The organism is Bradyrhizobium sp. USDA 4473 (assembly GCF_054063335.1).
The window spans coordinates 4,174,630-4,195,481 of sequence record NZ_JBSSGE010000001.1 but is presented as its reverse complement, the minus strand read 5'-3'; the positions used below and the strand labels follow the sequence as shown (position 1 = coordinate 4,195,481).

Sequence of the window (20,852 nt, the reverse complement as noted above, 5' to 3'; positions counted from 1 at the left end):
CCGCATTCGTGCCCGAGCTTAACCAAATTGCCGCAGCGGAAACGGCCGGCGGAGAGCCGCCATCCAATCATCCAAAGAATAATTAATCATTTAAAATCAGTTGCTTGTTTATCGAGCCGAACCGCCTGCCCGCCACAAGGAGAAGGCCCCGGCAGTTCCCCGCCGAGGCCTTCTTTGTCGCCAAGATTGTAACAAACTTCAGTTGGCCTGCCGGCGCAGGAAGGCCGGGATATCAAGATGGTCGTCACCCTGTGGCGCCGGGGCAACAGGCGCCTGGCGGCCATGTGCGTCCAACCCCTGCGGCGCGGGCCGCTTTGCATATTCCGATACCGGCGATTCGTTCGCCGAGATCTGCTGGGCGACGCTGCGGGCCGGCTTGCGCTCGGGCAGCGCCGGCATCGCAGGCATCGCCGGACCGGAGGCACGGGCCGCGATCGGCGGTTCGGTTTCTTCGTCGCGGCGGCCGAGGCCGACATTGGCCAGCCGCTGCAGCAGCGACAGCCGGGTCTTCTGCGGGTGTTCCGCCTCGCCGTCACCGCTGGCCTGGCGGATTTCCGCCTGCGCCGGCATCGGCAGGTCCTCGAATTTCGGCATTCGCGGGGCCCGCACCGGCGACCGCTCGGCTGCCTGCGGGATGAAGGTCTCGGGCGGCATCTGCTCGTGCTGCTCGGCCTTGGCCGCCTCGTGGTCCGGGAACAACGAGGGCTTCTGGGCAATCGGCCGCACCGTGACATCACCGTAGGACGCCGGCTGCATCGGAGCCTGGGGTGCGCTATCCGGGGCAACCGCCGCGGCGATCGCCGCCAGCGCGGCGCGCTCGACGGCCGGGCGCTGCTGGGCTGCGGAAGGAGCTGCGATCGGTGCAACGGTCACGCCGGTCGGCGGCTCCAGCTTCTGGGCCCGCTCGGCCATGCGCTGATTGTCGGCGCGCAGGCGGGCGGTCAGGTCGGCCAGCCGGCTCTCGGGCGAACCGCCCGACTGCTGCGCGGGAGCCTGGGCACGCGAGGCGATCGCGGCCTGCTCGATACCGGTTGCGACCACCGAGACGCGAATGATGCCGTCGAGCGATTCGTCGAAGGTGGCGCCGACGATGATGTTGGCGTCGGCATCGACCTCCTCGCGGATGCGGGTCGCGGCTTCGTCGACCTCGAACAGGGTCAGGTCCTTGCCGCCGGTGATCGAGATCAGGAGGCCGCGGGCGCCCTTCATCGACGAGTCGTCGATCAGCGGGTTGGCGATCGCAGCTTCGGCTGCGGTCAGCGCGCGCTTCTCCCCGGTGGCCTCGCCGGTGCCCATCATCGCCTTGCCCATCTCGCGCATCACGGCGCGGACGTCGGCGAAGTCGAGGTTGATCAAGCCTTCCTTGACCATCAGGTCGGTGATGCAGGCGACGCCCGAGTACAGCACCTGGTCGGCCATCGCGAACGCGTCGGCAAAGGTGGTCTTCTCGTTGGCGACCCGGAACAGGTTCTGGTTTGGGATGATCAGCAGCGTGTCGACCACCTTGTGGAGCTCGGAAATGCCGTGCTCGGCGGTGCGCATGCGGCGCTGGCCTTCGAAGTGGAACGGCTTCGTCACCACGCCGACGGTGAGGATCCCCATCTCGCGGGCGGCCTTGGCGATCACGGGCGCGGCGCCGGTGCCGGTGCCGCCGCCCATGCCGGCGGTGACGAACACCATGTTGGCGCCGGTGAGGTGATCGCGCAGCTCGTCCATGACTTCCTGCGCGGCCGCAGCGCCGACATCGGGCTGCGAGCCGGCGCCGAGACCCTGGGTGACCTGGGTGCCCATCTGGATGATGCGCTGCGCCTTCGACATCGTCAGCGCCTGCGCGTCGGTGTTGGCGACGACGAAGTCGACGCCCTGCAACCCGGCGGTGATCATGTTGTTGACGGCATTACCACCCGCGCCGCCGACGCCGAAGACGGTGATCCGCGGTTTCAGCTCGCTGATGTCAGGGGGTGTCAGATTGAGTGCCATGGTTGCCTCTCTCGATTATGCGCGCGTTGGTTCGCCCCGGCCGCTGGCCGCAGGAGCTGGTGAAAATGCAATGAGCCGGGGTGCGGTCATCAGAAGCCCTCGCGAAGCCATCGTCCGACCTTTCCGAAGTAACCGTCTGTCCCTGTCCGGAGCTGCCGCGTGCGCCGCGGTTCGACATGTTCAAGATGAGCGTATTGCGGGTAGACCAGCAGGCCCGTCGGCACCGAGAACGAGGCGCCCTTCGCCTCGTTCGGCAGCCGGCCGAAGCCGAGCGGGCGGCCGATGCGGACCTGACGGTTCAGAATGCGGGTGGCGAGCTCGACCGTGCCGGTGAGCTGCGACGCACCGCCGCTCAGCACGACGCGCGCCCTCGGCTCAGCCGCAAAGGGAGAATCCGCGAGCCGGTCACGGATCATTTCAAAAATCTCCTCGGCGCGATGCCGGACAATGTTCGCAATCGTGGCGCGGGACACGATTTGCGGTGTCTCCCGATCGTCGCCTGCAGTAGGGACGGACATCAGCTCACGCGAGTCCGATCCGCCGGTCAGCACTGTGCCGTATAAAGTCTTGATTCGCTCGGCGTCCGCAATGCACGCGCCGATGCCGCGCGCAAGATCCATCGTGATGTGTTGCCCGCCGAGCGCAAATCCGGATGCATGTACGAGGCGGCCGCCGGAATAGGTTGCGATCGTGGTCGAGCCCGCGCCCATCTCGACAACGGCTGCGCCGAGATCGGCTTCGTCGTCGGTCAGCACCGAGAGGCCTGCGACATAGGGGCTCGAGGCCATGGCCTCGACGTTGAGATGGCAGCGCTCGACCACCAGCATCAGGTTCTTGGCGACCGTGGCATCCGACGTCACCACGTTCATGTCGACGCCGAACTGGCGCGCCACCATGCCCCGGGGATCGCGGATGCCCTTGACGCCGTCGAGCGCGTAGCCGACCGGCAGCGCGTGCAGCACGGTGCGGCCGGCGCCGGCGGCATGCCGCATGCCGGCCGAGGTGACGCGGCTGATATCGTCCGAGGTCACCGAGCCGCCGCGGATATCGGCCGCGGCCTCAACCAGCTGGCCATGCTGCCGGCCGCCTGAGACCGACAGCAGGACGGATTCGACACGGACCTTGGCCATGCGCTCGGCCAGCGCCACGGCATGGCGCACCGCCTTCTCGCATTCGGCGAGGTCGACCACGGCGCCGGCCTTGACGCCGCGCGACTGGATTTGGCTGTAGCCGATCAATTCGACCGCATGGGTGCGGCCGCGCAGCGCCTCGTTCGGCGGCGACGGCTTGAGCCGCGCGATCATGCAGGCGATCTTGCTGGAGCCGACGTCGAGCGAAGCCACCATCGCGGTGCGCTTCTGCATCGGACGGGTCTTCGGGGTCAAATTGCGGTCGAGGCCGGTCATGCGCTGTCACCGGCCTTCTTCTTGGACTTCTTGTCCTTGAACAGTTCGTCGCGCGCCTTGCCGGCTTCCTCGGACAATTGCACGATCAGCCGATCGGGCAGCCGCATGTCGACGGCGACAATGTCGCGCGAGAACAGCTTCTCGTCCTTGTCGAGCTTGGAGAGTGCGGCGAGCGCATTGCCGACATCGTTCTCGGGCAGGCGGATGTCGAGGCCGTCCTTCAGACGCAGGCTCCAGCGCCGCTCACCGACGAAGATCGCGGCCTTGGTCACCGAACGCACCTGCGGATAACGGTCGAGCAGCGCCAGGAAGTCCTGCGCGCGGGTGTCGGCGCCCTTGCCCACGACCAGCGGCAGATTGAGGAAGCGGCGCGTGACGTAAGGCTCCAGCACCGCGCCGTCGGAGGCGATCACCGACAGGCGGCCGTTCTGCTGCCACAGCGCGAAGGCGGTGCGCTCGACGATGTCGATCTGCAGCCGGCCCGGATAGAGCTTGAGGATCGTGGCGTCCGCGATCCAGGGATTGGCCTTCAGCTTGGCGCGCACGGTATCGGCGTCGAGGAACAGCAGCGAGGAACGGCCGTTGACGCCGCCGATCGCAAGCACCTCGTCCTGGCTCAGCTGCTTGCGGCCGTTGATGCCGACGGTCGTGATGCGGAAGCCCGCGGAATTGGCCAGCGCGTTGCGGGTGTCGCTGAGCGCGGTGGTGAACTCCTCGACATGGCCGCCCTTGACGATGCCGAAGCCGAGGCTGCCGAACAGAAGCGCAAGCGTCGCGACCAGGCCGATGCGGCGCGGCAGATAGCGTTCGACCATCAGGATGTAGCGATTCGGCGGCTCGCGATCGATCAGCTGCGGCTGCTTGGCGGGACGGCGGCGGCGACGCGCCAGATGGGCGCCGACATACTCGCGCAGCAGCACCGCCGCTCCAATAGCGGCTGCTCTCAGGTCAGCTTGGGGCCCCAGCGATCGCAGCGATCGGGTGAGGCGTCCTGCACCATCCATTGCACGAACTCGTCACGTGTTGTGCCCGCAAACCCCGCGGGTCCCGGCACACATCACGTCTCGGCTAGACCGGTGGGATTAGAGTGGCCCCCTGTTCCCTGGTTGCGATCCTCGAAGCGGTAATCCGCGACAGCTCACGCCCCGGCAGCCAAGCGCTACATGCGCCGCCAGCGTTAACCTTCGGGCTTCCTGGTAAACAAACGGTAAATGAGTTCAGCCTGGAGTGTATTTTGATCAACGCTCTGAGTACTTTGCCGCGAACCCGTTAGCATTTTAGCAACAGGCCCCGGGTTCCATCCGGCCGAGTCGAGCGCCTTCCCGCCCGATCGGCCTTAACCTCCGGCGCGGCGGCGGGCGAGCGCGATCTGGTCGTTGAGGAAGTCGGCAAACGCGATGCCCTGTGCTTTCAAGGCTTTAGGGTACAGTGATGCCGCGGTCAGCCCGGGCAGCGTATTGGTCTCGAGGTAGACCGGGCCATTGGCCGACACGATGAAATCGCTGCGTGAGTAGCCGGTGCAGGACAAGGCACGGTGCGCCCGCAGCGCGTGGTCCATGATCGCGGTGGTCACCTCCGGCGCGAAGCGGCCGGGACAGATCTCCTGGGTCGACTTCAGAAGGTATTTGGCTGTGTAGTCGAACGCGCCCTCCCCCGGCACGATCTCGATCGGCGGCAGCGCGAATACCCTGCCGTCGGACTGCTCGAGCACGCCGCAGGTCGCCTCGACGCCCGAGACGAACGGCTCGATCAGATAGTCTTCGTGCTTCGCGGCGTTGCGGACCGCGACGAGATCCTGCTTGGCGTTGACGAAGATCAGCCCGTAGCTCGAACCGTCCTTCGCCGGCTTTGCGATCAGCCTGCCGTATTTCCCGAAGGCGTCGTCGATCTCGTCGACGGCAATGCCCTGCGGCGCGTTGAGGCCCGCGATCGCGGCGAAGCGCTTCGCCGACGGCTTGTCGAACGCCAGATGCGACGACGCCGAACCGGAGCCGGTGAACGCGACGCCGCGCATCTCGCACATCGCCTGCAATTCGCCGTTCTCGGCGCGGCCGCCGTGCAGGCCGAACACCAGCACACGCCGCTCGGCGCGCGCTTTGTCGAGCGCCTGGTCGAGCGCGATGCCGCGACCGTCGGGCTTGAAGTCGACTTCGAAGGGCCGCGTGTGGCCGAGCAGCTTCTCGGACGTCACCGCATGCACGGTGTCGTCGACATCCCAGAACCAGAGCTCCGCATCGGGCAGCGCGCGGTGCAGCGCCTGCGTGCTCGCCACCGAGACCAGCCGCTCCTTGTTAGTGCCGCCGAACAGAATGGTCACCTGCATGTTCTTTGCCTGTCGTTCGCTACGCCCGTCATTCCGGGGCGCGTGGAGCGCGAGCCCGGAATCCATTTCACCCCTTGTCTTGCGGCGCGATGGATTCCGGGTTCTCGCTTCGCGAGCCCCGGAATGACGACTCCGTTGAATTCCCGATCCGCTTGATTTCCCAGTGCAGCTCAATTCCGCTGGTTTGCCTGACCCGCTCGCGCACCGTCTCGCCGAGCGTCTCGATGTCGTGCCCGGTCGCGCTACCGGTGTTGATCAGGAAATTGCAGTGCATCTCCGACACCTGCGCGCCGCCGACCTTGAGGCCGCGGCAGCCGGCGGCGTCGATCAACTTCCAGGCGCTGTTGCCGGGCGGGTTCTTGAAGGTCGAGCCGCCGGTCTTCTCGCGGATCGGCTGCGCGGTCTCGCGATGGGTCTGCACCTCGTTCATGCGGGCGCGGATCGTCTCCGCATCGGTGATCGTGCCGCGAAAGCGCGCCGAGGTGAACACGATCGACGGATCGACACCGCTGTTGCGATAGACGAACTTCATGTCGGCATTGCCGAACACATGCTTGGTGCCGTCGCGACCGACGCCGGTGGCCTCGATCAGCACGTCCTTGGTCTCGCCGCCATTGGCGCCGGCGTTCATGCGCAGCGCACCGCCGACCGTGCCGGGAATGCCGAACAAGAATTCCATGCCGCCGATATCAGCCGCCGCCGCCGTTTCGGCGACGCGCTTGTCGAGCGCGGCGGCGCCGGCGGTGACGACATCGCCGGCCGCACTGGTTTCGCCGAACGCACGCGGCGCGAGCCGGATCACGACACCAGGCATGCCGGCGTCGCGCACGATCAGATTGGAGCCGACGCCGACGACATAGACCGGCAATTCCTGCGGCAGGCGCTTCAGGAAGTAGGCGAGATCGTCTTCATCCGCCGGCGTGAACAGCACCTGCGCCGGACCGCCGACGCGAAACCAGGTCAGCTCCGCCAGCGACTGGTTCGCCAGCAGCCGCCCGCGCAGCTCCGGCATCGCGGCTTTGAGGCCGGGCGTGATGTCGGGGAAGGTCATGCGTACCCCCTCCATCCGTCATGGCCGGGCTTGTCCCGGCCATCCACGTCTTGCAATATCTCCGCATGGCAGGGGGATACATCTATTTTCTGACCAACCGTCCGAACGGCGTGCTCTACGTCGGCGTAACGAGCGATCTCGTCCGCCGGACATTTGAGCATCGTTCTGGATTCGTCGATGGATTCACCAAGCGTTACGACTTGAAGCGGCTGGTCTATTTCGAGCAATTCGACGATATCCGCACAGCTATCCAGCGTGAACATACCATCAAGCATTGGCCTCGCGCCTGGAAGGTCCGCAAAATCATTGCAGCGAATCCAAACTGGGACGATCTGTACGACACGATCGTCCAGTGAAGACGTGGATGGCCGGGACAAGCCCGGCCATGACGGGGATGGATACGAGACCATCATCACCCCAGCGCCTTCAATTCGCCGGGCAGTGCGTAGGCCCATTGCGTGATGTTGCCGGCGCCGAGGCAGACGACGAGGTCACCGGACTTGGCGAGGCCGTGCACGATGCTGGCGAGTTCGCCGGCGTTCGGCAGCGGCACCACGTTGCGATGGCCGTGGGCGCGCAGGCCGGCGGCGAAATGGTCACGGTCGATACCTGCGATCGGCGCCTCGCCGGCCGGATAGACCTCGGCGACCACGACCGCATCGGCGTCGTTGAAGCAGGTGCAGAATTCCTCGAACAGCGATTGCAGGCGGGTGTAGCGATGCGGCTGCACCACAGCGACGATCTTGCCGTTGGTGGATTCCCGCGCCGCCTTCAGCACCGCCGCGATCTCGACCGGATGATGACCGTAGTCGTCGATCACGGTGATGCCGTTGGTCTCGCCGGTCTTGGTGAAGCGTCGCTTCACGCCGCCGAAGCCGGCCATCGCCTGGCGGATCACGTCGTCGGACACGCCGAGCTGGTGCGCGACCGCGATCGCCGCCGTCGCGTTGGACGCGTTGTGGCGTCCCGGCATCGGCAGCGTGATGTCCTTGATCTCGTGCGTCGTGCCTGACTTGCGATCGCGGATCGCGACGGTGAACTTCGAGCCGCCGCCCATCGGCGTGAGCTCCAGCAGCTGCGCATCGGCCTGCGGATTCTGGCCGTAGGTGATGATGCGGCGATCCTCGATCTTGCCGACCAGGCTCTGCACCACCGGATGATCGGTGCACATCACGGCAAAGCCGTAGAACGGAACGTTCTCGATGAAATTGCGGAACGCATCCTGGATCGCCTCGAAGGTCTTGAAATGATCGAGATGCTCGGGATCGATATTGGTGACGACGACGACGTCGGACGGCAGCTTCAGGAAGGTGCCGTCGCTCTCGTCGGCCTCGACCACCATCCAGTCGCCGGCCCCGAGCCGCGCGTTGGAGCCGTAGGCATTGATGATGCCGCCATTGATCACGGTCGGATCGAGCCCGCCGGCGTCGAGCAAGGTCGCGACCATCGTGGTCGTGGTGGTCTTGCCGTGGGTGCCGGCGATCGCGACGCAGCTCTTCAGCCGCATCAACTCCGCCAGCATCTCGGCGCGCCGCACCACGGGAATGCGCCGCGCGCGCGCCGCCATCAGCTCGGGATTGTCGCGCTTGATCGCGGTCGAGACCACGACGACATCGGCGCCATCGACATTCTCGGCGGCGTGGCCGACCGAGATCTTGGCGCCCTTCTTGCGCAGCCGGTCGAGGTTGTAATTGTCCGACGCGTCGGAGCCCTGCACGGTGTAGCCAAGATTGATCAGCACCTCGGCGATGCCGCTCATGCCGATGCCGCCGATCCCGACGAAGTGAATGGGTCCGATCTCGCGCGGCAGTCTCATGATCCGGTTCCTGACATCATCATCCGACCGGTGCGGGCTTCGCTGCGGAACGGACGATTGGGCCTCTTTGTGCGCCCCATATCGGTGGTGGCGCAGACTACTGGATGCCCCGCTTTTCCCGTGCGTGACAAGGGCTTTTTCCACTCCGCGGCCGCGGAAATGCCGCTGTTGTCGGCCAACGGCCAGTGCTTGATATCTGGCAACACGGACGTCTCCATGGCGGCCCGGGCGCTACGCCGCTCCCGGCCGCGCAGCGCGCGCGGCGAACTCGTCCTGCATCTCGATGACGCGAAGATAATTGCGCAGCCGGTTGGCCTCGAGCACGCGCAGCAGCTTGTTCTGGTGATAGGGCAGCACGAGCTCGGCCAGCTGTGCGCTCCAGGCGGCGTTCATGTCGAACAGCACGCCAAGGCCGAACACCGCGGGGATCTCGGCGAAGCCGAACTCCCTGCCCTGCGCCAGCTCCTCGCTCAGGAAATCGTCGATCGCGGTCATCACGCCGTTGCGCGCGCCGCCGGACGCGTTTGCGAATGCGGCAAGGCCCGCGCCGCGAAATCCGCGGCCCTCGACCAGCGCCGGACGATCCAGCGTGGCGCCGGCATTGAAACTGTGCGGATGACGATACGCTGCGGGAATCTGCTCGGGCGCGTAATACATGTCGCGCCGGCCGCAAGGCCAGCCGACATCGTGCAGGAAGACCAGGACCGGCTTGCCGGCGCGGCGGCTGATCGCCTCGATCAGCCGGAGCTCGTGATAGACGGTGTACCAGTTGTGATCGCCATCGACGATCCAGGCGTCGGCGGCATCCAGATCACCGAACGCGTCGAGGCTCGGCTTTGCGACGTGTCGCACGTCCGGATTGGCAGCCACCCAATCGAGGAATGCGCGCTTCGGCGCGGGATCGATGCTGGTGAGCCGGCCGCCGCGGGCCCGGCAGTGATCGGCAAGCAGCGCCGACATGCCGCCATACTCGGCGCCGATCTCGACCACATCGCGCGCCTCCGCCAGACGCAGCGCTTCGAGGATCAGGTCCGAGAACTCCGAGACGGAGTGGATCAGCAGATCCGTCATGATCTAACCCTCCCCCGGCGTCCTGCCGGATTGGCGCATCAAATGCCGGCCACCTTGGCAACCAGATCGGCGAGCCGCTCGGCGGCATCGAGCCGGCCGACGCCGCGCGCGGCCTGCGCCATCGCGGTCAGCCTCGAAGGCTCCGCGGCGAAGGCCGAGATCTCGGCGGCGAGACGCTCCGGCGTAAAATCGCTCTGCGCGATGCGCAGCGCGCCGTTGGCCTGCGACAGCACGCCGGCGTTGGCGAACTGGTCCTGATCGATCGCGCCGGGCAGCGGCACCAGGATCGAGGGCCGGCCGATCGCGGCGAGCTCGGCAATGGTGCCGGCGCCGGACCGCGAGATCACCAGCTGGCTCGAGGCGAGGCGCGCCGGCAGGTCGGCGAAGAACGGCGCCAGCTCGGCATTGATCTTGAGCCGGTCGTACACCGCGCGGACCCGCGCCATGTCCTCCTCGCGCACCTGCTGGGTGACGATCAGGCGGCTCCACAGTTCGGGCGCTAGCTTCTCGAGCGCCGGCGGCACGATGTCGCTCATCACCCGCGCGCCCTGGCTGCCGCCGACGACGAGCAGGCGCAACGGCCCGTCCACCTCGGGCGACGTGTATTTCACTGCAGCCGCGGCAAGGATCGCGGGCCGCATCGGCGTGCCGACCGTGGTCGCCTTGCCGGCCAGCGCGGGATCGCGATCGAGCACGCCGGGCAGCGAGGTCGCGATCGCGTTGACGCGGCCGGAGAGAAAACGATTGGCGCGGCCGAGCACCGCATTGGCGTCGTGGATGATGCCGGGAACACCGAGCATCCGCGCCGCCACCAACGGCGGCAAGGTCGGGTAGCCGCCGAAGCCGACCACGGCCGCGGGCTTCAGCCGGCGCACCAGATTGGCGGCAATGAGGGTGCCGTAGCCGAGCATCAGCACGGTCTGCGCCAGCGAGATCGGGTTGCGGCTGCGCACGGTGGCGCTCGGCACCAGGTCGATGCTTTCGCGGCCGAACAGGCCGGAGTAGCGCAGCGCACGGCCGTCGGTGGCAAGCCGCACCCGCAGGCCACGCCGGATCAGTTCCACGGCGAGCGCTTCGGCCGGGAACAGATGGCCGCCGGTGCCACCGGCCGCCAGCAGAATCAAGGGCGCGTTGTCCATGGCCGCCTTTTACATCGTCATTGCGAGCGAAGCGAAGCAATCCATAGCCCCGCAAAGCGGAGAGATGGATTGCTTCCGCCTTCGCCAAGGCTTCGGCGGACAGGTCGTCGCTTCGCTCCTCGCAATGACAACAAGGGTCACCTACGCGTAGGCGCGCTGGGCGCTGGCGCCTTCCATCGATTCGATTTCGGTGCGCGGCCGCTGCCGCGTCAGCGCCAGCATCATGCCGACGCCATAGGCGAGCGACACGAAGGACGAGCCGCCATAGGAGATGAACGGCAGCGTCATGCCCTTGGCCGGGATCAGTTGCAGATTGACCGCCATGTTGATGGTCGCCTGCACGCCGAACAGGATCGCAAGTCCCGACGCCGCGAAGCGCGAGAACATGTCCTCGGTGGCATAGGCCCGGGTCAGCGTGCGGATCACGATGAAGCCGAACAGCGCGACCAGCATCAGGCAGAGGATGATGCCGAATTCCTCCGCCGCGACCGCGAACACGAAGTCGGTGTGGCTGTCCGGGAGGCTGCGTTTTGCAATTCCCTCGCCCGGGCCGAGACCGAACCAGCCGCCGTTCCAGAACGCCTCCATCGCGGTGTCGACCTGGAAGGTGTCGCCCGAGGCGGGGTTCATGAAGCGCTTGATGCGGCCGGCGACGTGCGGCACCAGCAGATAGGCGCCGAACAGGCCGGCGCCGGCGGCGCCGGCGAGCCCGAACACCCAGATCATCCGCATGCCCGCGATGAAGAACAACGCGCCCCACACCGTGAGGATCAGCATGGTCTGGCCGAAGTCGGGCTCCATCACCAGCAGCGTGACCAGCGTCATCAGCAGCACCAGCGCCATCGAGGTCGCCGGCATCTCCGGCCGCTTTGTCGATTCCGCAAACAGCCAGGCCGCGACGATCACGAAGGCGGGTTTGGCGGCCTCGGAGGCCTGGATATTGACGCCGAGCAGGGTGATCCAGCGCCGCGAGCCCTTGACCTCGGGCCCGACAAGGAGCGTGAGTACGATCAGCGCGATCGACACTGCGAATACGATCAGCGCGGTGCGCCGGATCTGCCGCGGCGTCATGAACGAGACGCCGATCAGCACGATCAGCGACGGCACCAGGAACATGACGTGGCGGTTGAAGAAGTGGAACGGATCGAGCCCGATCCGGGTCGCCACCGGCGGGCTCGCCGCCAGCGACAGGATGACGCCGGCCAGCATCAACGCGGCGATCGCCACAAGCAGCAGCTTGTCGACAGTCCACCACCAGTCCGAGAACGGGGTGCGTTGGTCACGGGCGAGCATGGGCGTCCCCAGATGGCAGAGATAACGTCCATTGGTGGCGCAGGATGGTTTCCAAGGGGTTAACGGGTTGGGTAACTTTTGAGGGAGGTGGATTGGGGCCCGCGGCCTCGAGCTGGCACCGTCATCCCCGCGCAAAGGCTTCGCCTTTGTCGCTGGAGGTGCGAGCAGAGCGAGCCTCGAAGGATGAACGGCCCGGCTGGTGGCCGTCGATCCTTCGAGACGCCGCTTCGCGGCTCCTCAGGACGACGGAACACAAGTTCGCATTCTCGCGACACATCTGTCCGAGCTTTGCTTGTCGTTTCGCCCTCTCCTTGAAGAGGGCGCAGGGAAAGCCGGGTGCCGATCGCACCCATGGGCCCCGTGCAATGGGTAGAAAGCACGGGGGTAGGACCACAGGTGTAACCGGAAACAACCCGGCTTTCCCTGCGCGATGGCTTACGGCTTATACGTGCTCTCCCCGGCGAGACTGGGCTTTTTTGTCACCGCCTTCACAACGCGCATTTGCGCAATCGGAAGAGACACCTACCGCTAGGGCGTCAGGCCTGCACGATTTCGCCGTCCGCTTCATGCGCATTCGTCGACTGCGCAATCGGCGTCCACCGCATCTCACGCCGCGTTCGTGACGATCGCGAAGCGCCCCTCGATCGGGTGAGACGGGTGGACTTATACACTGAGTTGCTCTTCGGATAAAGCGAAATATTTTCGTCGCGGGGGCTTGCGCCGTCGGGCAACTCAGATGTAAGGGCGCCCCTCTCTCCTTCGTCATTCCGGGGCTCGCGAAGCGAGAGCCCGGAATCCATTTCACCACACGTGATGCGGCCAGATGGATTCCGGCCTCGCGCCAAGTGGCGCGCCCTCAGATGCGCAATTGCGCATCGGGGAATGACGAGGGAATTGTGGTCACACCACCGGCTTCACGCCCGGCAGGGCCTGGACGATGTCGCGGAACGCCGTGCCGCGGATTTCGAAATTGCGGTACTGGTCGAACGACGCGCAGGCCGGCGACAGCAGCACGACGGCTTCCGCGAGTCCCGACGCCTCGGCATCGCGCGCGGCGCTGGCGATCGCGACGTCGAGCGTGCCGGACATATCATGCGGGACGCGATCGCCGAGCGTGCCGGAGAATTCCGCCGCCGCCTCACCGATCAGATAGGCCTTGCGGATGCGCGGGAAATATTCCGTCAGGCTGGTGATGCCGCCGGCCTTCGGCTTGCCGCCGGCGATCCAGTAGATGTCGGCGAACGACGACAGCGCATGCGCGGCGGCATCCGCATTGGTGCCCTTGGAGTCGTTGACGAACAGCACGTTGCCGCGGCGGCCGACCTGCTCCATGCGGTGCGCGAGGCCCGGAAAGCTGCGCAAGCCATTCTGCAACACGTCGGTGGCGATGCCCATCGCCAGCGCGCAGGCCGCGGCGCAGGCTGCGTTCTGCGCGTTGTGCAGGCCGCGCAGCGAGCCGATGCCGCCCAGCCGCGCGACCTCGCTGCGCGCCGCGCCCGATGCGCGCACGATGGTCTCGTGCTCGACATAGAGGCCGTCGGGCAGCGGGTTCTTCACCGAGATGCGCACCACGCGCTTGCCGGCGCGATCGAGCCGGTCGGCGATGTTGCGGCACCAGATGTCGTCAACACCAACAATCGCAGTGCCGCCCTGCTGCACGCCGGCGACCAGCCGCTCCTTCACCGCGGCGTAGTGTTCCAGCGTGCCGTGGCGATCGATGTGATCCTCGCTGATGTTGATCAGGATGCCGACCGAAGGATCGAGCGACGGCGCGAGGTCGATCTGGAAGGACGACATCTCGATGACATGGACGCGGCCCATCCGCGGCGGCTCCAGCGACAGGATCGCGGTGCCGATATTGCCGCCCATCTGGGTGTCGTAGCCGGCGACCTTCATGAGATGCGCGATCAGCGCCGTGGTGGTCGACTTTCCGTTGGTGCCGGTGATGGCGACGAACGGCGCGTTCGGCGCATGACGGCGCCGCTCGCGGCAGAACAGTTCGACGTCACCGATCACCTCGACACCGGCCTCGCGCGCCTTCAGCACGCTCCAATGCGGCGCCGGATGGGTCAGCGGCGCGCCGGGGGTCAGGATCAGCGCGGCGAAATTCGTCCACGACAGGTTACGCAGATCCGCGGTGGTGAAGCCGGCCTGCGCCGCCCTGGCGACGTTGTCGGCATTGTCGTCGGCCGCGATCACCTCCGCGCCCCCAGCCTTCAGCGCGTGGCAGCTCGCAAGCCCGGAGCCGCCGAGCCCGAACACCGCGACCGTCTTGCCGGAGAAGGAGGTGACCGGGATCATGGTTATCTCCCCGTCATTCCGGAAACCGCGCAGCGGTTATCCGGAATCTCGAGATTCCGGGTTCTCGCTACGCGAGCCCCGGAATGACAGTGAATGGGATGCCAAGCCATCAGCGCAACTTCAGTGTTGAGAGGCCGGCGAGTGCCAGCATCACCGAGATGATCCAGAACCGGATCACGATCTGCGGCTCGGTCCAGCCCTTCTGCTCGAAATGATGGTGCAGCGGCGCCATCCGGAACACGCGCTTGCCGGTCAGCTTGAACGAGGTGACCTGGACGATGACGGAAACCGCCTCCAGCACGAACAGGCCGCCGATCACGGCGAGCACGATCTCGTGCTTCACCGCAACCGCGGTTGCGCCCAGCATGCCGCCGAGCGCGAGCGAGCCGGTGTCGCCCATGAAGATCGAAGCCGGCGGCGCGTTGAACCAGAGGAAGCCGAGGCCTGCGCCGAGCACCGCGCCGCACAGCACCGCCAGTTCGCCGGTGCCGGCGACGTAGTTGATCTGCAGATAGTCCGAGAACACCGCGTTGCCGGTGAGATAGGAGATCATGCCGAAGCTCGCGGCGGCGATCATGACCGGCACGATCGCAAGCCCGTCGAGGCCGTCGGTGAGATTCACCGCATTGCCGGCGCCGACCATCACGAAGGCGCCGAAGATCACGAAGAACCAGCCGAAATTGATCACCAGGTCCTTGAAGAACGGAATCACAAGCGAGGTCGACGAGACGTCGCGGCCGAGCCGGACCAGCGCGTAGCAGGCGGCGAGCCCGATCACCGCCTCGATCAAGAGCCGCAGCTTGCCGGCGAAGCCGGAGTGTGACTGCTTGGTGACCTTCAAATAATCGTCATAGAAGCCGACGAAGCCGAAGCCGAGCGTCACCGCCAGCACGATCCAGACATAGGGATTGAGCGGATTGGCCCAGAGCAGCGTCGACACCACGAGCCCGGACAGGATCATCAGCCCGCCCATGGTGGGCGTGCCCTTCTTGGAGATCAGATGCGACTGCGGACCGTCGGTGCGGATCGGCTGGCCCTTACCCTGCCGCAGCCGCAAATGATCGATGATCCAGGGTCCGAACAGGAACACGAACAGTGCGCCGGTCACCATCGCACCGCCGGTGCGGAAGGTGATGTAGCGGAACACGTTCAGTGCGCTGCGGAATGCCCCAAACCCCGGAACGGTGTTGGACAGTTCGATCAACCAGTAGAACATTCAAGGAGTCCTATACCGCTTCTTCGTGCGCGGCCTTGTCGGGGAAGCGTTTTTCCAGCGCGCTGACAATGAGCTTCATCTTCGATCCGAGCGAGCCCTTCACCATGATCACGTCACCGGCACGGACCGCGGCGACCGCCTGCGCTTCGAGCGCCGCCGAGCTCTCGGCATAGCCTCCCCGCTTGCCGGTGGAAAGGGCATCCCACAGATTCCGCATCAGCGGACCACAACAATATACGAGATCGATGCGGTTGGCGGTCACGGCCTCATTGAGGCCGCGGTGCAATTCGGGCCCGGTCGGCCCGAGCTCGAGCATGTCGCCGAGCACGGCGATGCGGCGGCCGTGCGGCCCGGTCTTGGCCTGGCCGAGCACGTTGAGCGCTGCGCCCATCGAGGCCGGGTTGGCGTTGTAGCTCTCGTCGATCAGCGTCGCCTCGCCATGGCCGACCTCGAGCGTGCGGCGGAGGCCGCGGCCGGTCGGCGCCTCGAGCTGCGACAGCGACAGCGCCGCGCGCGCGACATCGGCGCCGAGCAGCGCGGCCCCGGCGAGCACCGCGAGCGAGTTCATCGCCATGTGGCGGCCGGGCATCCCGATCTTGTAGGTGATGTCGTGGTCGAGAATATCGGCATGCACCGCCGAGCAGGTCGCGTGCAGCGAGAGGTCGAGCAGCCGCGCCTCGGCGCGCTTGTCGGTGCCGAACGAGACGATCCGCGCGATGCCGGCGTTCTCGGCCTGCTGCTGCAACCGCGCGAACTGGCCGTTGTCGCGGTTGAGCACGACGGCGCCATTGGGCTCGACGCCGGAGAAGATCTCCGCCTTGGCGTCGGCGATCGCCTCGATGCCGGCGAAGAACTCCAGATGCACCGGCTCGACCGTGGTGATCACGGCGACATGCGGCCGCACCATCTTGACCAGCGGCGTGATCTCGCCGGCATGATTCATGCCGATCTCGAACACCGCAAAGCGCGCACTCGCCGGACAGCGCGCCAGCGACAGCGGCACGCCCCAATGATTGTTGAAGGATGCGACCGAGGCATGGGTCTCGCCCTGCGCCGACAGCACGCGGCGCAGCGCCTCCTTGGTCGAGGTCTTGCCGACCGAACCGGTCACCGCGATGATCTGCGCGTTGAGCCGCGTGCGCGAGGCATGGGCGAGGTCGACGAGGCCGGCGAGCACGTCGTCGACCACCAAGAGCGGCGCATCAGCGGGAAATTTTTCGCGCTGCGCGGCCTCGACCACGGCGAGCCCGGCGCCGGCCTTCAGCGCCGCCTCGACGAAGGCATGGCCATCATGGACTTCGCCCTTGATCGCGAAATACGCATCGCCCTTTGCAATGGTGCGGCTGTCGATCGAGAGGCCGGTGACGCCCTCCGGCAGTGCGCCCTGCGTCGCCGCACGCATCGCCGCCGCCATCGCATCCGAGGTCCACAACATCGTGCTCATTTTCTCTCCGCTGCTAACGCGGCGGCAACCGCCTCATGATCGCTGAACGGCAGCGTCGTGTTGCCGACGATCTGCCCGACCTCGTGGCCCTTGCCGGCGACCACCAGCGCATCGCCCGGCTCGAGGCCGGCAATGCCGGCGCGGATCGCCGCAGCGCGATCGCCGATCTCGCGCGCGCCCTTCGCGGTCGCCATGATCGCGGCGCGGATCGCCTCGGGCTTCTCGCTGCGCGGGTTGTCGTCGGTGACGATGATGTGATCGGCATTCTCGGCGGCGATCGCGCCCATGATCGGACGCTTGCCGGCGTCACGGTCGCCACCGGCGCCGAAGACCACGACCAGCTTGCGGCGAGCGTAAGGCCGCAGCGCCTGCAGCGCCTTGGCCAGCGCATCGGGCTTGTGGGCGTAATCGACGAAGATCGGCGCGCCATTATGCTCGCCGACGAATTCGAGCCGGCCCTTTGCGCCCTCGAGATGTTCGAGGCTGCCGAACACGTCTTCCGCCGCGCTGCCGGTGCCGATCGCAAGACCGGCGGCGACCAGCGCGTTCTCGATCTGGAATTCGCCGACCAGCGGCAGCCGGATCGCGTAGGTGCGGCCGCGATGCGCGATCGCGAGCTTCTGCGCAAAACCCTCGATCGCGGCCTCGGTGAGCTTGATGCCATCCGTGGCATCGGCGTTGCGGCCGACCGCGATGATGCGCAAGCCGCGCCCGCGCGCTGCGCCGATCACCTCCGGCGAGCAATCATGATCGGCCGAGATCACAGCCGCGCCGCCATCGGCGACGAGGTCGCGGAACAGCCGGAGTTTTGCGTTCAGGTAGTGCGCGACATCGGGATGATAGTCCATGTGGTCGCGCGACAGATTGGTGAAGCCGCCGGCGGCGATGCGCACGCCGTCGAGGCGATACTGGTCCAGGCCGTGCGAGGAGGCCTCGAACGCCAGATGCGTGACGCCGTCGCCGGCGATCTCGTCGAGCTGGCGATGCAGCGCGATCGGATCCGGCGTGGTCAGCGAGCCGTAGACGGTGCGCTTGTCGGAGACGAGACCGATGGTGCCGATGCTCGCGGAGGAATGACCGAGCCGCTGCCAGATCTGGCGCGTGAACGCGGCGACCGAGGTCTTGCCGCTGGTGCCGGTCACCGCCGCGATCGTCGCGGGCTGGCGCGGATAGAATGTCGCGGCGGCGAGCGCCAGCGCGCGGCGCGGATTGGGCGTCGTCACAAACGGCACGCGGAGCGCCGCCTGCGGCGGATGCTCGCCGGCAATAGCGACCGCGCCGGCGGCGATCGCCGCATCGACGAAGCGCGCGCCGTCGGTCTTGCTGCCGGCCAGCGCAAAGAACAGGTCGCCCGGCTTCACCGCGCGGCTATCGACCGCAAGCCCGCCGACGACAACGGCATCGGCACTTCGATCGCCCTTTGGATCGATCCTGGCATCGGCGCTGAAGAGGTCGCGAAGTCTCATGATCTTCCAGTCTGGCCGGCGCCGTTCTGGCGCCGTTATCTGAGCATGATCGATCCGGAACACCGCTTCGCAATTTGCGCTAACGCGGCCGTTCCGGTCCGGATCATGCTGTCACACTACGCCTTACTGGGTTGCTCTCGATGCCGCAAGAATAAGGCGGTCGGACGGCGGCAGGTCGAATCGCGGTTCGACGCCCAAAAGCGGCGCAATTCGGGCGATCACGTTGCCGCCGGTCGGCACCGCATTCCAGCCCGAGGTGATGAAACCATAGGTCTCCTTCAGGGGCTGCGGCTCGTCGAGCATGATCAGGAGCTGGTATTTCGGATTGTCGGCGGGCAGGATCGCGGTGAAGGCGTTGAGCACGCGCTTCTTGGCGTAGCGGCCGTTGATGACCTTCTCGGCGGTGCCGGTCTTGCCGCCGATATAGTAGCCCTTGACGTCGGCCTTCTTGGCGGTGCCGACCTCGGCGTTGAGCCGCATCAGATAGCGCATCTTGTCCGAGGTCTCCGGCTTGATGACGCGCTTGGCCAGCGCCATCGCCTCCTGCTCGGTGCGCTTCAGGAAGGTCGGCGGGATCAGATAGCCGCCATTGACCAGCGCGTCGATGCCCATCACCGCCTGCAGCGGCGCCACCGCGATGCCGTGGCCGAACGAGATGGTGACGGTGTTCAATTCGCCCCACTTCTTCGGCACGATCGGCGAGGCGCTCTCCGGCAGTTCGGTGCGCAGCCGCTCGAGCTGTCCCATCTTGCGCAGGAACGCCTTGTGCGCGTCGACGCCCATCGCGAGCGCAATGCGGCCGGCGCCGATGTTGGAGGAATAGTAGAACACCTCCTTCATGTTGATCATGCGGCCCATGTTGTGATCGTCATGGATCGCGAACTTGCCGTAGTGCAGCGGGCCGCGCGCATCCCACATCGAGTTGAGGTCGAACCGGCCGCTATCCAGCGCCATCGCCAGCGTGAACGCCTTGAAGGTCGAGCCCATCTCGTAGACGCCCGTGGTCAGGCGGTTGATGCGGTCGGGATCGTGCGCTTCCTTCGGATTGTTCGGATCGAAATCCGGCAGCGACACCATCGCCACGATCTCGCCGGTGCGCACGTTGGAGACGAGGCCGGAGGCGGCCTTGGCCTTGAACTTCTCCTTGGCCTTGATCAGTTCGTCGCGCAGCGCGTGCTCGACGCGCAGATCGACCGACAGCTCGACCGGCTTCTGCAGCCGGTCGGTGGCGAAGCCGGCGCGATGCAGATCGGCCAGACCGTTGTTGTCCAGCCACTTCTCCATGCCGGCGATGCCCTGGTTGTCGATGTTGACCAGGCCGATCAGGTGGGCGACCTCGTTGCCGGTCGGATAGACGCGCTTGTTCTCGCGCAGGAAGCCGACGCCGGGAAGGCCGAGGCGATGGATGTCGAGCTGCTGCTTCGGCGTGATCTCGCGCTTCAGCCAGACGAAACCCTTGCGCGACGACAGGCGGTCGCGCACCTCGCCGGTGTCGAGATCGGGCAGCGCCCCGGTCAGAAGCTCGATCGCCTCGTCCTTGTCGATCAGGCGGCGCGGCTCGGCGAACAGGCTCGGCGCCTTGACGTCGGTCGCGAGAATGGCGCCGTTGCGGTCGGTGATGTCGGGCCGTGCGGTAGCAATCGCGTCCTGCGAGGCGGCGCGCCGCGCGCCATGGCTGTCGGCGCCAACGGCGAACAGCACGAGACGTCCGGCCAGCACGCAATACACCGCCGCAAAGGCGATGATCGCAAGGCCGACGCGCGCGCGCGCTTTCGCGGCACGGTCGACATTGCTGCCGTACAGCAGCGTGCGGATCAGCCGCTGGCTCCAGGGCTCGGCGGATTTCGCGGCCGATTTGCTGGCGGGTGCCGGATCGGTCATGGCTGGTCCCGTCATTGCTGGTCTCCCCCGCCCTGCTCGGTGTCCTCGGTGGGGGCGGGCTGGTCGGCGGCCGGCTGGTCGGTCGCCGGCTTGTCGATCGATCCGGTGGTGCTATCGGGCGCGGCGGCGGCCTCGATGGTGTCGATCATGGCGCCGATCGGATCGCGCGAACCGGGCCGCGTGAAGCTCGGCGGCCGTTCCGGCAGGTTCTTCAGGGAATCATACTGGTTGGCGTTGATCGGCTTCAGCGGAAGATGGCGCTCGGCAAGCCCCTGCAGCCTGAGCGGCGCATCGAGCTTGGCCCATTCGGCGCGCAAGGTGGCGATCGCATTGCGCTGCTCGCGGATCTCCGCATTGAGCTGCAGCACGCGTTCGACGCGCGCGGTCGATTCCATCTTGATGCGATAGACATACGACGCCGCGAAGATCAGCATGCCGATGACGAGGAGATGGAGAAGGCGCATC

16 protein-coding genes and 1 pseudogene are annotated in these 20,852 nt (G+C 66.5%); 1 reads left to right on the top strand and 16 read right to left on the bottom strand.

What is annotated here, in order from left to right:
* Window positions 1-198 precede the first annotated feature (198 nt).
* The 6 genes and pseudogenes from ftsZ to murB form a co-directional block, all read right to left on the bottom strand.
* Complete coding sequence (ftsZ, locus tag ACVW17_RS19445) at window positions 199-1,980, bottom strand: cell division protein FtsZ (RefSeq protein ID WP_456753366.1); 1,782 nt, start codon at window positions 1,978-1,980, stop codon at window positions 199-201.
* Window positions 1,981-2,069: 89 nt separating this feature from the next.
* Window positions 2,070-3,386, bottom strand: a complete 1,317-nt coding sequence (ftsA, locus tag ACVW17_RS19440) for a cell division protein FtsA (RefSeq protein ID WP_456753365.1) — start codon at window positions 3,384-3,386, stop codon at window positions 2,070-2,072.
* Window positions 3,383-4,390, bottom strand: coding sequence for a cell division protein FtsQ/DivIB (locus ACVW17_RS19435; protein WP_456753364.1), 1,008 nt, complete (start codon window positions 4,388-4,390; stop codon window positions 3,383-3,385). Before ACVW17_RS19435 ends, ftsA begins: the two co-directional genes overlap by 4 nt.
* Window positions 4,330-4,597: pseudogene (locus tag ACVW17_RS19430) on the bottom strand (hypothetical protein); the annotation flags it as partial. The gene ACVW17_RS19435 and the pseudogene ACVW17_RS19430, both read right to left, overlap by 61 nt.
* Before the next feature lie 125 nt (window positions 4,598-4,722).
* Window positions 4,723-5,709 (bottom strand): D-alanine--D-alanine ligase family protein, encoded by a 987-nt coding sequence (locus ACVW17_RS19425; RefSeq protein WP_456753363.1) that lies wholly within the window; start codon window positions 5,707-5,709, stop codon window positions 4,723-4,725.
* A gap of 67 nt (window positions 5,710-5,776) precedes the next feature.
* On the bottom strand, window positions 5,777-6,760 hold the full coding sequence (gene murB, locus ACVW17_RS19420; RefSeq protein ID WP_456753362.1) for a UDP-N-acetylmuramate dehydrogenase: 984 nt from the start codon (window positions 6,758-6,760) through the stop codon (window positions 5,777-5,779).
* 20 nt (window positions 6,761-6,780) lie between these two features.
* Here murB and ACVW17_RS19415 point away from each other — a divergent pair, with 20 nt between their 5' ends.
* Window positions 6,781-7,116 carry a GIY-YIG nuclease family protein gene (locus tag ACVW17_RS19415; protein ID WP_456753361.1) on the top strand — a complete coding sequence of 112 codons (336 nt, stop codon included), beginning with the start codon at window positions 6,781-6,783 and terminating at the stop codon, window positions 7,114-7,116.
* 56 nt (window positions 7,117-7,172) lie between these two features.
* On the opposite strand, the gene murC is transcribed toward ACVW17_RS19415, so the two are convergent.
* The 10 genes from murC to ftsL all read right to left on the bottom strand — a co-directional run bounded on the left by murC (window position 7,173) and on the right by ftsL (window position 20,851).
* The gene (murC, locus tag ACVW17_RS19410) at window positions 7,173-8,576 is read right to left on the bottom strand and encodes a UDP-N-acetylmuramate--L-alanine ligase (protein ID WP_456753360.1); all 1,404 of its coding nucleotides are present in this window, start codon (window positions 8,574-8,576) and stop codon (window positions 7,173-7,175) included.
* 231 nt (window positions 8,577-8,807) lie between these two features.
* Complete coding sequence (locus ACVW17_RS19405) at window positions 8,808-9,647, bottom strand: class I SAM-dependent methyltransferase (RefSeq protein WP_456753359.1); 840 nt, start codon at window positions 9,645-9,647, stop codon at window positions 8,808-8,810.
* A 38-nt stretch (window positions 9,648-9,685) separates the two neighbouring features.
* Window positions 9,686-10,786, bottom strand: coding sequence for an undecaprenyldiphospho-muramoylpentapeptide beta-N-acetylglucosaminyltransferase (gene murG, locus ACVW17_RS19400; protein ID WP_456753358.1), 1,101 nt, complete (start codon window positions 10,784-10,786; stop codon window positions 9,686-9,688).
* A 141-nt stretch (window positions 10,787-10,927) separates the two neighbouring features.
* A complete protein-coding gene (ftsW, locus tag ACVW17_RS19395) occupies window positions 10,928-12,079 on the bottom strand; it encodes a putative lipid II flippase FtsW (protein ID WP_456753357.1) in 1,152 nt (383 codons plus the stop codon).
* 900 nt (window positions 12,080-12,979) lie between these two features.
* A complete protein-coding gene (gene murD / locus ACVW17_RS19390) occupies window positions 12,980-14,380 on the bottom strand; it encodes a UDP-N-acetylmuramoyl-L-alanine--D-glutamate ligase (protein ID WP_456753356.1) in 1,401 nt (466 codons plus the stop codon).
* A gap of 109 nt (window positions 14,381-14,489) precedes the next feature.
* Window positions 14,490-15,596 (bottom strand): phospho-N-acetylmuramoyl-pentapeptide-transferase, encoded by a 1,107-nt coding sequence (gene mraY / locus ACVW17_RS19385; protein ID WP_456753355.1) that lies wholly within the window; start codon window positions 15,594-15,596, stop codon window positions 14,490-14,492.
* A gap of 10 nt (window positions 15,597-15,606) precedes the next feature.
* Window positions 15,607-17,040: a UDP-N-acetylmuramoylalanyl-D-glutamyl-2,6-diaminopimelate--D-alanyl-D-alanine ligase gene (locus ACVW17_RS19380; protein ID WP_456753354.1), complete on the bottom strand. Its 1,434-nt coding sequence runs from the start codon at window positions 17,038-17,040 to the stop codon at window positions 15,607-15,609.
* On the bottom strand, window positions 17,037-18,506 hold the full coding sequence (locus ACVW17_RS19375) for a UDP-N-acetylmuramoyl-L-alanyl-D-glutamate--2,6-diaminopimelate ligase (protein WP_456753353.1): 1,470 nt from the start codon (window positions 18,504-18,506) through the stop codon (window positions 17,037-17,039). Before ACVW17_RS19375 ends, ACVW17_RS19380 begins: the two co-directional genes overlap by 4 nt.
* 123 nt (window positions 18,507-18,629) lie before the next feature.
* On the bottom strand, window positions 18,630-20,387 hold the full coding sequence (locus ACVW17_RS19370; protein ID WP_456798986.1) for a peptidoglycan D,D-transpeptidase FtsI family protein: 1,758 nt from the start codon (window positions 20,385-20,387) through the stop codon (window positions 18,630-18,632).
* Window positions 20,388-20,398: 11 nt separating this feature from the next.
* Window positions 20,399-20,851, bottom strand: a complete 453-nt coding sequence (ftsL, locus tag ACVW17_RS19365) for a cell division protein FtsL (protein WP_456753352.1) — start codon at window positions 20,849-20,851, stop codon at window positions 20,399-20,401.
* Between the last annotated feature and the right edge of the window lies 1 nt (window position 20,852).